Source organism: Escherichia sp. WS3063 (assembly GCF_046486595.1).
GTDB lineage: Bacteria > Pseudomonadota > Gammaproteobacteria > Enterobacterales > Enterobacteriaceae > Escherichia > Escherichia coli.
This window is the reverse complement of sequence record NZ_JBJQKY010000037.1, coordinates 1-12,856: the sequence shown is the minus strand read 5'-3', so window position 1 is coordinate 12,856 and position 12,856 is coordinate 1. Positions and strand designations below refer to the sequence as shown.

At 48.8% G+C, this 12,856-nt stretch carries 11 protein-coding genes and 1 pseudogene; 3 read left to right on the top strand and 9 right to left on the bottom strand.

Going from position 1 to position 12,856, the window contains the following annotated elements:
- Window positions 1-17: 17 nt before the first annotated feature.
- The gene (locus tag ACJHYW_RS23210) at window positions 18-1,226 is read right to left on the bottom strand and encodes an RNA-guided endonuclease InsQ/TnpB family protein (RefSeq protein WP_061093055.1); all 1,209 of its coding nucleotides are present in this window, start codon (window positions 1,224-1,226) and stop codon (window positions 18-20) included.
- A gap of 7 nt (window positions 1,227-1,233) precedes the next feature.
- Between ACJHYW_RS23210 and tnpA the strand changes: the two are divergent.
- Window positions 1,234-1,740: pseudogene (gene tnpA / locus ACJHYW_RS23205) on the top strand (IS200/IS605 family transposase).
- Window positions 1,741-1,757: 17 nt separating this feature from the next.
- Here tnpA and ACJHYW_RS23200 read toward each other — a convergent pair.
- The 3 genes from ACJHYW_RS23200 to tehA form a co-directional block, all read right to left on the bottom strand.
- On the bottom strand, window positions 1,758-2,426 hold the full coding sequence (locus ACJHYW_RS23200; RefSeq protein ID WP_001261013.1) for a DUF3313 domain-containing protein: 669 nt from the start codon (window positions 2,424-2,426) through the stop codon (window positions 1,758-1,760).
- A 302-nt stretch (window positions 2,427-2,728) separates the two neighbouring features.
- A complete protein-coding gene (gene tehB, locus ACJHYW_RS23195) occupies window positions 2,729-3,322 on the bottom strand; it encodes a tellurite resistance methyltransferase TehB (protein WP_000586720.1) in 594 nt (197 codons plus the stop codon).
- Window positions 3,319-4,311: a dicarboxylate transporter/tellurite-resistance protein TehA gene (gene tehA / locus ACJHYW_RS23190; RefSeq protein WP_001298119.1), complete on the bottom strand. Its 993-nt coding sequence runs from the start codon at window positions 4,309-4,311 to the stop codon at window positions 3,319-3,321. The genes tehB and tehA overlap by 4 nt, the downstream gene beginning before the upstream one ends.
- A 123-nt stretch (window positions 4,312-4,434) precedes the next feature.
- Here tehA and ydcK point away from each other — a divergent pair, with 123 nt between their 5' ends.
- Entirely contained in the window at window positions 4,435-5,415 is a 981-nt protein-coding gene (gene ydcK / locus ACJHYW_RS23185) for a YdcK family protein (RefSeq protein ID WP_001234030.1), read from the top strand.
- Here the strand turns inward: ydcK and rimL are convergent.
- The 4 genes from rimL to ACJHYW_RS23165 all read right to left on the bottom strand — a co-directional run bounded on the left by rimL (window position 5,407) and on the right by ACJHYW_RS23165 (window position 9,596).
- Window positions 5,407-5,946, bottom strand: a complete 540-nt coding sequence (gene rimL / locus ACJHYW_RS23180; RefSeq protein ID WP_001304394.1) for a 50S ribosomal protein L7/L12-serine acetyltransferase — start codon at window positions 5,944-5,946, stop codon at window positions 5,407-5,409. The genes ydcK and rimL overlap by 9 nt on opposite strands.
- A 62-nt stretch (window positions 5,947-6,008) precedes the next feature.
- Window positions 6,009-6,233 (bottom strand): YdcH family protein, encoded by a 225-nt coding sequence (locus tag ACJHYW_RS23175; RefSeq protein ID WP_001296778.1) that lies wholly within the window; start codon window positions 6,231-6,233, stop codon window positions 6,009-6,011.
- A gap of 139 nt (window positions 6,234-6,372) precedes the next feature.
- On the bottom strand, window positions 6,373-8,028 hold the full coding sequence (opgD, locus tag ACJHYW_RS23170) for a glucan biosynthesis protein OpgD (protein ID WP_000375956.1): 1,656 nt from the start codon (window positions 8,026-8,028) through the stop codon (window positions 6,373-6,375).
- A 224-nt stretch (window positions 8,029-8,252) separates the two neighbouring features.
- Window positions 8,253-9,596 carry a VOC family protein gene (locus tag ACJHYW_RS23165; RefSeq protein WP_000013748.1) on the bottom strand — a complete coding sequence of 448 codons (1,344 nt, stop codon included), beginning with the start codon at window positions 9,594-9,596 and terminating at the stop codon, window positions 8,253-8,255.
- Window positions 9,597-9,812: 216 nt separating this feature from the next.
- Here ACJHYW_RS23165 and ACJHYW_RS23160 point away from each other — a divergent pair, with 216 nt between their 5' ends.
- The gene (locus ACJHYW_RS23160; RefSeq protein ID WP_001330338.1) at window positions 9,813-10,736 is read left to right on the top strand and encodes a LysR substrate-binding domain-containing protein; all 924 of its coding nucleotides are present in this window, start codon (window positions 9,813-9,815) and stop codon (window positions 10,734-10,736) included.
- Between the two features lie 38 nt (window positions 10,737-10,774).
- Here ACJHYW_RS23160 and trg read toward each other — a convergent pair whose 3' ends face one another.
- Window positions 10,775-12,415, bottom strand: coding sequence for a methyl-accepting chemotaxis protein Trg (gene trg, locus ACJHYW_RS23155; protein ID WP_001098566.1), 1,641 nt, complete (start codon window positions 12,413-12,415; stop codon window positions 10,775-10,777).
- Window positions 12,416-12,856 lie beyond the last annotated feature (441 nt).

The following is a 12,856-nucleotide window of genomic DNA, read 5'->3' as shown; positions in this document are numbered from 1 at the left end:
GTGGATCCCTGCTACGTTCAGGCTGTCGCCTGAATCATTTCGGTGGGTTCCTGCTTCAACGGGCGGCCTGACTGCACCATCTCTCCACAGGCAAGAACGGCGTGCCCCGCCGCTAAAATGTTACGAGCGCCATTTACATCGGCGTTCGCTGTATATCCACATACCTGGCATCTGAATTTACTTTGTGACAGGCGGTTCTCTTTCGCTGTATGACCACAGTACGCGCAACGCTGGCTTGTATACGCTGGCGGAACAGCAAGCACCTGACCGCCACGCCAGAGCTGCTTGTACTCAAGCTGGCGGCGCATTTCATACCAGCCCTGATCCAGTATCGAACGGTTTAAACCTGATTTTGCCCGGACATTGCGCCCCGGCTGGCTGACCGTACCCGCTGCTGACTTTGACATGTTGCTGACCTTCAAATCCTCAATGACTATCATTGCGTGGTTTTTGCTGACGGCCGTTGTGACTTTGTGAAGGTAGTCCCTGCGGATATTTGCGATACAGGAATGCAGTCGCTGTATTTTGCGTTTCTGCTTCTGCCAGTTGTTGCTGAATTTGACCTTGCGGCTTAACTGTCGCTGAAGTCTCGCCAGCGTCTTCTGGTTTTTCTGAAAACTGTTTACAGGCTCAAAGACTGTGCCATCTGACAGCGTGGCGAGTTTAGCCACGCCAGCATCCAGCCCGACCATTGATGCTGAAGGGTGAGCCGGAGTGGATACTTCACTTTCTGTCTGAATACTGATGTACCACTTACCGCAGGACTGGCTGACAGTGACATTTTTCACAACACCCGTGACCTGACGGCTATTCCGGTAGCGCATCCAGCCCAGTTTCGGCAGAAAAATACGGCTGTTTTCCTGATCGAGCTTAACGCCCTGCGGGTAGCGGAATGCATCATTCTGTCCCCGCTTTTTGAATCGGGGAAAAGCAGCCCGCTTCCGGAAGAAGTTTTTGTAAGCCCGCTCAAGGTCTTTCAGTGACTGTTGCAATGGCTGTGAGGGAGAATCTTTAAGCCATTGCGTTTCAGTGGCATTTTTCCACTCAACCAGCCAGGAAGCCATTTTCCCGTAAGGGATGTATTTATTACCGGCCTCATGATTCTCATTCTGACGTGCCAGAGCACGATTGAAAACGAAACGACATGCGCCTGCTAAGCGCCTCATTTCACACTCCTGTTGACCACCTGGTCTTAACTGGAATTTAAATGCCTGTAATCGTTTCACAGGTCAAATGATACTTTGGTCTGTGAAAAAAGAAACCGATATCCGGCGTGGAAGGCATTGTGTTTTCCTGATGCATGTTCATCTGGTCTTTGTCACCAGATACCGACGCCAGATTTTTGACCATGACGCGACAGAAAAACTACGCACTTACTTTTCAAATGTATGTGCTGATTTTGAAGCTGAACTGGTTGAAATGGATGGCGAACCAGATCACGTCCATTTGTTAATTAACTAACCTCCCAAACTGGCGATATCCAGTCTGGTAAACAGCCTCAAAGGCGTATCGGGTAGGTTACTGCGACGAGATCGACCAGATATTGCAGTCAGGTATTACTACAAAGGCGTTTTGTGGAGTCCTGGCTATTTTGCCAGTAGCTGCGGAGGTGCGCCAATATCCGTCATCCGCCAATACATTGAACAACAGCAAACACCTGGTCAGGTGCAAAACCGCGCCTTATATCCCCGCCCTGAAGGACGGGGTTTTACGGCGCACCGGATAAAAAGCGCCATCTAACGATGGCGCGTCTGGAACTACTTTTTGTTAACGTCAAACATGGTGGCATCGGTCGCCATGTCATCAATAACTTGTTTAATATTTTCGAAAGCCATTGGCGTACTTTCGTTATTCAGGTCTTTACCTTCGCCCTGACGAACGACTTTGATAACCGGTTTATTAGTCGCTGCATCAATCAGCTCACCTTCAAAATAGAGGCGAGTATCCATGGTACGGTGGCCTGTAGCCATTTGCGTCCCCGCAACCACTAATGCAACAGGAACCACTTCATAGAATTGCAGCCCTTCTTTGCTGGTATCTACACCGGTAATGGCCCCACGGAAAATCAGACTACGCGGCCCAGCGGTGGTAACCAGTGGTTTACGCTGCGCTATCGCTTCTTTCATTTCGGTGTTGGTATAGTTCAAAATTTTATCCAGAACTTTCTGCCCTACCTGGGTAGAAGGTTTTGGTACCGGATAATAAGTGATTGGGTTCCAGACGATGCTGTCATATTTGCTTTGATCAAAACTCGGGTCTACCCAACGTAAAACAGGTTTACCTGTTGCTGAGGTTGTTTCTTTTAAATCAGAGTAATTGTTTAAAAAACCAGAATATTTATCTGGCTGGGTGATTTTAGAGGCACAACCAGACAGAGCCAACAAGCCGCATAAAGCTGCAACTTTCGCAAATGATGTGGTACGCATGAATAGTTTCCTGAGATGATTATATTACTTTTTAAGTTATAGCAAAAAGCGCCGCTTCGTGTTGTGGCAAAAAAAGTGTTGGTGAAAATAAATTTTTCAGCCCCTTTACAGACGACATAGTCAATGCCGAAAAAGGGGCTAAGTCAATCATCAGTAGTTAAATATCAGTGCGTTAATCTGATGAAAAACTTCGACTACTGTGATTAATTTCACATCCTTTTGATTAAAAATATGCTTACCGAAAAGAAGAACAGTAAACCATCTCAGCGTGGGGAATTTTCACGCGCTTTGTTCTTACCGGATCATTTTTTACGTGCCAGCATCGTGGCGAAACGCAGTTTAATACGATTACCGTTGGCGTCGGTGCGGTGCAGCTCGCCGACGTCCTCATTGTATTTCACCCTCTCCCAGCCTTCGTAATATCGACGTAATTCTCCCTCTTTGAAGGCAAACGGGAAGCCGACGGTACATGGATAATCAGCGGTATCCATCGCCGCCACAATCAGGTTGTAACCGCCAGGTTTAGTGCAACGTTGCATATTGGCAATCAGCCCTGGGATGGTTTTAGCCTCAAGGAACATCAGCACCACAGTCGAAAGAATAAAATCGTACTGTCCATCAAATGTGAGGTTATTCAGATCAACGACCCGGGTGTGTAAATTATCCAGATTTTCAATGGACTTAATGCGCTCGACGTTGGCGATACTCATGGCATTTTTATCCCATGCGTCAACATCATAACCATTGGCTGCCAGGTAAAGACTGTTACGACCATTGCCACAGCCCAGATCCAGCGTTTTACCCGGTTTAACCACTTTCACCGCTTCCAGCACTTCAGAGTGTGTGCGGGTTAATTCATATTTATCAGTAAAATAGTTTTCGTCACGAATGATCATTCTTTGTCCTCTGCTTTCATTAAAACGGCGCGCTCGGTTCTGACTAACAATTTTCCCTGCATCAGAAGCGCAAAAGTACGGATGAGCAGTATTGCAATAATAAAATTGGTAAAGATAAACAGCGGCACCGCCAGCGTATGGAAAAATCCATTATCGCTGCCACTCCCCAGATGCAAACCGGTGGTTGCCAGTGCAGATACGCCGAACGAGAAACTCCAGAATGAAGCATTAAATGGCTGGGAGAGATACCATGGCATCAGACGTAGCATAAACAGCAGTTGCAGCAGTCCATAACCGAAAAGCATTTTCGCCAGCGTGTCACCCTCGCCGCCGTTGACGCTCAGCCAGGCACTACAGGCCACCAGCGCAGGAGCGAGCTGAATGCCGAGTGATGTCCTCAGTGCCGTGGGTAATTCTCCCGAACTGCGCAGACGCTGCAAGATCACCGGTTCCAGGCTTAGCCATGAGAAAACGCCTGCGCCTAAAAACACCAGACCGGCGTCGGTGTAGCCCAACGCACCACAGGCCATTGCGCTGATAAAGTTGTTGGCAACTGTCGGCAGATACAGTCCAGGCGTGGTAGCTTCTTCAGGGTGAGATCCGCGCCATAATCCCGCAGTTTGCCAGGCGGCATAAGCCAACTGAACCACGACACCAAAACTGAACAGGCACACCGCCAGTGGGCGAAACCACGGAACAAAACCAATCGCCACCAGCATCGTCGTTGCCGGAAACAAACTCACAAAACTGCTCAGCACTGGATGGCGCACTTCTGCCAGCACGCTATGCGGAAAGCGTATGAGTCGGGTAATAAATGCGCCAGTCAATAATCCCCAGATGATCATCGCCAGAATCACCAGCCCATCCCCCAACCAGTGGCTGACCTGCCAAACCTGGCTGGCATAGCGCCAGGCAAATCCCATCCCTATCGTCCCCAACACAATACCAAAGTAGCCTGCCGGCAAATTGAGCACTTTATCGCTCTGCATCTTCTTACTCATTTTGTTTAATTTATAAAGTATATTTGAAATGCATTTTATGGAATTTTCTCGAGCATAGCCAGAGCCGCAGAATTTGCTACGGTTATAGTAAGTCACCTGTGGGAAAACGCTATGCGCAAATATCGTCTAAGTGAAGAACAGCGAGCCTTTAGTTATCAGGAAGATGGCACTAAAAAAAATGTGTTATTACGGCAGATTATCGCCATTAGCGATTTTAACGATGTGATAGCAGGAAGCGCTGGCGGCTGGATCGATCGCGAAACGGTGTTAGCACAGGAAGGAAATTGCTGGATTTACGACCAGAATGCTATTGCGTTCGGCGGAACGGTGATTTCCGGGAATACGCGTATCACCGGCACCAGCGTGCTGTGGGGAGAGGTTTACGCAACGGATAATGTCTGGATCGATAATAGTGAAATCAGCCAGGGTGCATATATAAGTGACAGTGTCACCATTAGTGACTCATTAGTTTGCGGTCAATGTAGAATATTTGGTCACGCCTTAATTGATCAACATTCTATGATCGTCGCCGCACAAGGCTTAACGCCCGACCATCAACTCCTGCTACAAATTTATGATCGCGCGAGGGTTAGCGCCTCGCGGATTGTCCACCAGGCACAAATTTATGGCGATGCCGTCGTCCGGTATGCTTTTATTGAACATCGCGCCGAAGTTTTTGATTTTGCCAGTATTGAAGGTAATGAAGAGAACAACGTCTGGCTATGCGATTGTGCTAAAGTCTACGGTCACGCGCAGGTGAAAGCTGGCATAGAAGAAGATGCCATTCCGACGATTCATTACAGTTCGCAGGTGGCGGAATATGCCATTGTGGAAGGTAATTGTGTGTTAAAACATCATGTCTTGATTGGCGGAAATGCCGTGGTACGTGGCGGACCGATTCTGCTCGACGAGCACGTTGTCATACAAGGTGAGAGCCGTATTACAGGTGCGGTGATAATTGAAAACCATGTGGAGTTAACCGACCACGCCGTCGTTGAAGCCTTTGATGGCGACACGGTTCATGTCCGTGGTCCAAAAGTCATTAACGGCGAGGAGCGCATTACTCGAACGCCGTTGGCAGGGTTATTGTGAATCGATAATACGCGCGTATAAGTTCACATCATCATAGGCATCATTCAGGAACTCAGCCTGTTTCAGGCAACCTTCAAGGATAAAACCATTGCGCAAAGCGACCTGGTTGCTTTGCGCATTGTCCACCCGACATTTGATCACGAAGCGTCTAAGTTCACCAGACTGAGCGTAATGATGAATCAATGCCTGCAGCGCCTGAGAAATGATCCCCTGCCCCTGATGAGATTCGTCCAGCCAGTAGCCGATTTCAGCGGTTTTATTCAGTGGTTCAATACGATTAAACGAGATAACGCCGATAAGTTCATCTTCTTTGAAAATCATGAACATTTTGGCATAGCCGCGTTGATGCAACATTACATTGCCCTGCACCGTTTTTCGCGTGTCCTCTTCACTTTGAACAAACTGCGGCCAGTTTAGCGACTGCTGTAACCAGGTTCTATTTTTACAGATTAACTGATAAAGAGGTGTGACATGACTTTCTGCAACAGCATGTAATTCAAGTGATTCACTTACTTTTATCGTTTCGGTCATCTTATCTCCAGTCAATCCATGCAGTTGTTAAAAAAGCCGCCTGGCTGGCGGCTTAGGAAAGTTTACACCTCTTTGACGCTCTCCTGCTGCAGGATTTTGAGCATCTCATCTTTTAACTGTAGCTTTTGTTTTTTCATGCGGACCACTTCCGCATTGTACCCTCGACCGTCGGAACCTTCCTTTCTGGCAATTTCATGATCAAGTTTATTGTGTTTATCGAACAAGGACATAAAGCGAGGATTTTCGTTTTTCAGACGGGATATTAAATCTCGATATTCTGGAAACATACGCACTCCCTGTTAGTGGCTGACAAGGTGTATCTGAAATACACACCATCAGATTACTCATTTAACTTAGGGAAAAATGCGAGCGGGATCGTGTTTAACCAGACGGCACCTCCCGAAGAAGGTGCCGAAGAAAAAACGATTAACTCATCACGCGGTCGTCAACATACTGACGTTTATCCGGCGCTGGCGGGAAATACTGATACAGCCATGTTTCACTGATAGCGTCGCCCTGACAACGCAGATACATCCGCATATCGACCGGATCAGTGGAGTCCGAAGTCGGATACCAGTCAAACTGAATACGATAACCATCAATGGGTTCAATATAGAGAATTTCGATTTGCTTCGCTTCCCCACTGGAAAGCGTAATCACCGGCTCAATGCCTTTTGGCGCGGCAGCCTTCAGATCACCACCAACGAAATCGACGGCAAAACGACGCGCCCATTTTTCGGGATAGTGTTCACCAGGAGCCCAACCTTCCGGGAAACCACCCATGCCGGTACGCGTCGCCATAACGCGCGCTAATGGGCAATGAACAGGCGGTTGCGCACTCCAGTACAGACGATACTGGAATGCAAACTCATCACCCGCTTTTACAGCTTTTTCTGGCTGCCAGAAGCAGACAATGTTATCCAGCGTTTCGCCCGTTGTTGGGATTTCCATCAGGCCGATGGTGCCCTTACCCCACTTGTTACGCGGTTCCACCCACAGACTTGGGCGTTTGTTATACCAGCCCATAATGTCCTGATAATGGGAGAAATCACGATCCAGTTGCAATAAACCAAACCCTTTCGGGTTGTTGTCGGTGTAAGCATTGAACTGCAATTTTTGCGGATTGTTCAGCGGACGACAAATCCACTCGCCGTTGCCCCGCCACATGGACAAACGATCAGAGTCATGGATTTGCGGATGAATGGTGTCGCACATCCGACGTTCATTAGTACCGCAGCTGAACATACTGGTCATCGGCGCAATGCCCAGCTGTTTAATGTCTTTGCGCGCATACAGGTGATTTTCCACATCCATAATCACCTGACTTTTCTCGCAATGGATAGTGAACTTATAGGCACCAGTAATGCTGGCGCTATCGAGCAACGCATAAACGGTAAAGGTGGTTGCCCCCGGTTTTACCGTATCAAACCAGAAGGCGGTAAAGTCGGGGAACTCTTCTTTACTGTCGGTGTAAGTGTCGATCGCCAGGCCGCGAGCCGATAGACCGTATTGATATGTGTCGTCAACGGCGCGGAAATAACTCGCACCGAGGAATGATACTACATCACGGCGCGCCAGTTCGGGGGCTTTAAACACGCGAAAACCGGCAAAACCGAGATCACTTTGCCCTTCTAATTGTTTGGTATCAACACCCGCATCGTTGTATTTGAACAACTCCGGGCGAAAGTGAATTTCACGCGCCAGATGTGTTGCGGGATCAACAGAAAACATACGAACGCGGCGACGGAATCCCATTCCCATATGGAAGAACTGAGCGTCCAGTTGACGGTTCTCAACGTTATGCCAGAGCGATTTTTCGGCGTCGTATTGAATACTGTTATAAGCCTGCGGCGTCATTGTCGCCAGCGTGTCAGGTAACGGACGCGGCGCGCCACGCCACGCTGTTTGCGCTAAGTCGTGCGCCATTGACTGTAGAATGGAGAAGTCAAAACGCTGGGTTTGCCCGTCGGCAATATCAGAATCTGCCGCGAATGCCGCCTGAGAAAAAAGAGAAGCAATGCCGCTGGTACCGCACACGGCGGCCATAGCCATTGAACCTTTAATAAATCGTCTACGATCCATACCTGAAAGTGAGTCCTTCTGGTGTTGTGAATGGTCCCGCGCTGGTCGTTTTCAGCGGCAAGAAAGTGCTTATTTATGACCGCTCACTCTAGACAATATTTATTAATAATCCAATTGTTGAACTGAGAGAATATGCATAAATCGGCAATTTTTTTATGTCGATGGGATGAGCCTGATTCGTTTGTAAAATCAGGCAAATTTTTGCAAAGGCGGATGGTCAGAATTTAAAGCAAACCACAGCGACGTTTACTGCGTTCTTCCGCTTCCTGATAAAGCTGGAACTCATCCAAAACCGGGCAGCCCAACGCCTGCTCAAATGCTTCGCGACTGGCATTACCGTGACTGCGTGCCTGCGTTTCATTACCCAGATTTGACTGGAAGATCCCCGCCGCGCTAACAGGCAAGAAATCTTCATAGGTAATGGGTTGCGCCACTACCCAACCACGTTCAATTAAGGGCTGTGGATCGTCTCCGGGATGAATCGCCTGACGATGCGCCTCACCTGAAGGCGTCAGACGGTACCGGAACCATGCCAACCCTTGCTGACGCATTAAAAACTCACTGTCAGGAAAAGTGCGGAAGGTTTCCTGTAAATGCATTTGGTGAGTGAGATTATCCTGCCCGGTTCCAGCGTTCCGCAGTAGATCATCATACAGTTGTCGTCCTTTCGGCGTTAATGCCACACCACGCTGCTCTATTTCACCAAAGCGCGCGGTATGCGTACCCTGTTTCTGCCCTGCAAACAACACCGTCTCTTCCAGTGCTTTAAAGCTGGTCTGGCGTAGTAAAATAGGTACCTCGCGGCGCGGCGGCCCTTCGATCAGAATTTTGGGTTCAATCCCGCATTCAGGCATCATTGACTGCACCCGGTCAATATCCAGCGTACGTGGCGTCAGGTGGTTGATATGGCATCCAGGAAAACAGACCACATCAGCAATCAACCGATGTTCGTTGTGCAAGGCGCGATAGGTTTCTTCATCTACCGTTGCTGACTGGTGCCAACGAAACGTTTCCAGGGCTTCCTGCACAAACTCCTGTGCCTGTGTTTCGTTAAAACCGCCCCGCTGCTCATACTCCTCTAACAGTTGTCGACAACGTGGGGTGAAGATATCGCGCTGACGCAGAATCTCCGCCGCTTTCTGGCGCAAAAATTCGTTCTCGATAAGCTCAAGGCGGAGTAATGAGGTAAAAATGCGGAATGGATTACGCGCCAGAGAAGCATCATCAATGGGCCGAAATGCTGTGGAATGTACCGGCACTCCCGCCTGCGAGAGATCGTAATAGCTCACCGGGTACATCCCCATAATGGCAAACATCCGCCGAAGAGTAGCAAGCTCTTGTGCAGTCCCAACACGAATCGCCCCATGACGTTCAACATTCAGTCGCGCCAGCTCGTCTGCATTTACCATTTTTTCGTGCAGTTGAGGATTGTTTTCCAGCACAGCCAGATTCACATCAGCTACCAGTTCCAGCAGCGTGCCGTACTGCGGAACTTCTTGCTGGTACATGGCTGACATTGCCTGCGAAAACTGTTCCCGAATCTCATCCGCCGTGATGCTGTTCGCCATAGTGTCTGCCTCCAGTGGTCAGTAATCTGGAGTGTAGGTAACCGCATTCACTCCGGCGGGAAGAATTTACAAACTGTGATCTCGCCGCGAAAACATCAATATTATCCATTTTGCTGTAACATAATTGCTTTAATTGTTAATAATATTTTGCAATCAAGTTATCATAATCAAACAACTTCACTTGTCAGCGACACCGCTTCGTTTTTAACATCGCTTATGGAAAAAAATAGTCTGTTTAGTCAGCGCATCCGTTTGCGCCACCTTCATACATTCGTAGCTGTCGCACAACAAGGAACTTTGGGGCGCGCGGCTGAAACCCTTAATTTGAGTCAACCTGCGCTCTCTAAGACATTGAATGAACTGGAGCAGCTGACGGGCGCTCGCTTGTTTGAGCGTGGTCGTCAGGGGGCGCAACTTACCTTACCCGGCGAACAATTTTTAACGCATGCAGTCAGAGTTCTTGACGCCATCAACACTGCTGGACAGTCGCTTCATCGTAAAGAAGGTCTTAATAATGATATCGTCAGGGTTGGTGCACTACCTACTGCGGCACTGGGGATATTACCTTCGGTTATAGGTCAGTTTCATCAGCAACAAAAAGAGACGACCTTGCAAGTTGCGACAATGAGTAACCCTATGATTCTGGCGGGTTTAAAAACCGGGGAAATCGATATCGGCATTGGTCGGATGTCAGATCCTGAACTGATGACCGGGCTTAATTACGAACTGCTGTTTCTTGAATCGCTGAAGCTGGTTGTCCGCCCCAATCATCCGCTACTTCAGGAGAACGTAACGCTAAGCCGGGTGCTGGAATGGCCGGTCGTTGTATCACCAGAAGGCACTGCGCCACGCCAGCATTCAGATGCATTAGTGCAGAGCCAGGGATGTAAAATTCCTTCGGGTTGTATCGAAACGCTGTCTGCTTCGCTATCTCGTCAACTTACGGTTGAATACGACTACGTGTGGTTTGTCCCTTCTGGCGCTGTAAAAGACGACCTGCGTCATGCCACGCTGGTGGCCCTGCCTGTTCCGGGACATGGTGCAGGCGAACCGATTGGAATACTGACCCGCGTAGATGCGACGTTCTCTTCTGGTTGCCAGTTGATGATTAACGCTATTCGAAAATCAATGCCGTTCTGAAAGGTGAAGGGATCTGTCGATCCCTTCCTTGAACATTTTCACACCGTAGCGAAACTAACTGGTTCACCCGCTCCGCGAGGTTCTGCCGACACAGAATGTTTGTTCAGACGGAATACGTCCACCGCCTCAGTTAATCGTGCCGCCTGTTCTTCAAGGGACACCGCCGCCGCTGAGGCCTCTTCTACCAGAGAAGCATTCTGTTGCGTCACCTTATCCATTTCAGAAATCGCCTGGCTAACCTGCGTTATGCCTCTACTTTGTTCATCCGAGGCGGCGGCAATTTCCTGCATGATATGTGTGACACTCGCGACGGCATCAACAATAGTGCTCATGGTTTTCCCGGCCGTGGCCACCTCATCCGATCCCAGGTCAATTAACCTGACTGATTCACTGATCAAGCCTTCAATCTCTTTCGCCGCCTGAGCGCTGCGGCTTGCGAGTGTCCGTACTTCGCTGGCGACAACGGCAAATCCACGCCCTTGCTCACCCGCTCGCGCGGCTTCAACGGCAGCATTCAGTGCCAGAATATTCGTCTGGAAAGCAATACTGTTGATGACGGCGGTGATCTCAGAAATTTTCTTCGAACTCGTGGAGATAGCGCCCATCGTTTTTACTACACCGGAAACCATCTGCCCGCCATCGCTGGCTTTAATAGAAGCCTCTTGCGCCAGTTTGCTGGCATGATGCGCGTTATCCGCATTCTGTTTCACCGTCGCAGTGAGTTGCTCCATGCTGGCGGCAGTTTGTTCGATAGCCGCCGCTTGTTCTTCGGTGCGAGATGACAGGTCCGCATTGCCAGCTGAAATTTCGCTGGTGCCACGATAAATCTCTTCCGCGCCCTGTCGAACGGTCCCTACAGTCATCCCCAGTGAATGCTGCATTTGCTGTAAATGACGACTTAAGCGACCGATTTCATTACGACCCGCCGGTTCATCATTCATCGTCAGATCGCCACTGGCGATTTTTTCAATCCGTTGTGCGGCATTTTGCAGTGGACGAATGACGATCCGACGTAGCACCATAAATGTTATCAGCGTCATCACCAGGGCAAGCACAAACGCGCCAATCATGAACATCCCACCCAGGCGGGTGCGCTGATGGGCCAGTTCCGCCAGTTGGTTGGCTCTGGTGCTACGTATCTTAACGGCTTTGTTCAAAATATCGGTATAAGCATTATCCAGCGGTCGGATCTGCTCACTTTCATGATTGATAATCGCTTCAAACATGCCATTTTTGGCATATTTCAACATCGGTTGCATACCCGTGATATAAGCCTGGAAGCGTTGATTTAATTCAGTGTCGAGGGCTTCATCAGCAGGTGTTTTCACCGGTCGATTCTGATAAGCACGATAACCTTGCTGCGACTGTTTAATCTCCGATTCGGCTTGCGCAATATTTCGCTTCATTGCTTCCATTTCCGCAATACGACTCGCTGCCCCGGCCTGAATCATATTGATCCGGGCTGAACGCAAAAAATCTGAACTGTTCGCTAACCCGGTCCGAATCTCAATCTCCGCAGTAACATCACGCTGATCGCGATCGGCCTGCCAGAGGAAATAGCCAGCCAGAGCAGAACTTAATGCGAATAGAACTAAGATACCGCCAAGAATGCAGGCAAATAACGGAACCAGCCTGATGTGATGCAAAAAACCTAATCGCTGTGAGGGAGTTGTATTCATTACCGTTGTCTCTCTTCCAGGTTTACTCCTGATAGAAAGTCATCGGCACTTGACGGTAATTTCTTACGACCAAAAACCTCTTTGCGTCACATTTTTACAACAATTATGGCAGAGAAGAATAATGCCATTGGAATGAAGAGAGTAACGAATGATTAAACTGGCTAAACCGAATGACGAAAAATTCTGGAAAACAGCACGCAATTTCGTCAGGTGATTATTTTCGTCCTTAAGGAAACCACATAGGATGCTCACGGGTGCCTGAGACTTTCTGTTTTCAGGCTAACCGGGAATCAGAAAGACGAAGGCCCCGACCAATATTTCTATCAACTGTGTACTGCACCCATTTTGTTGGACGATGAAATGGAATAGCCCCTGATATGTCAAAGCCAAAATACCCTTTTGAAAAGCGCCTTGAAGTCGTGAATCACTACTTCACTACTG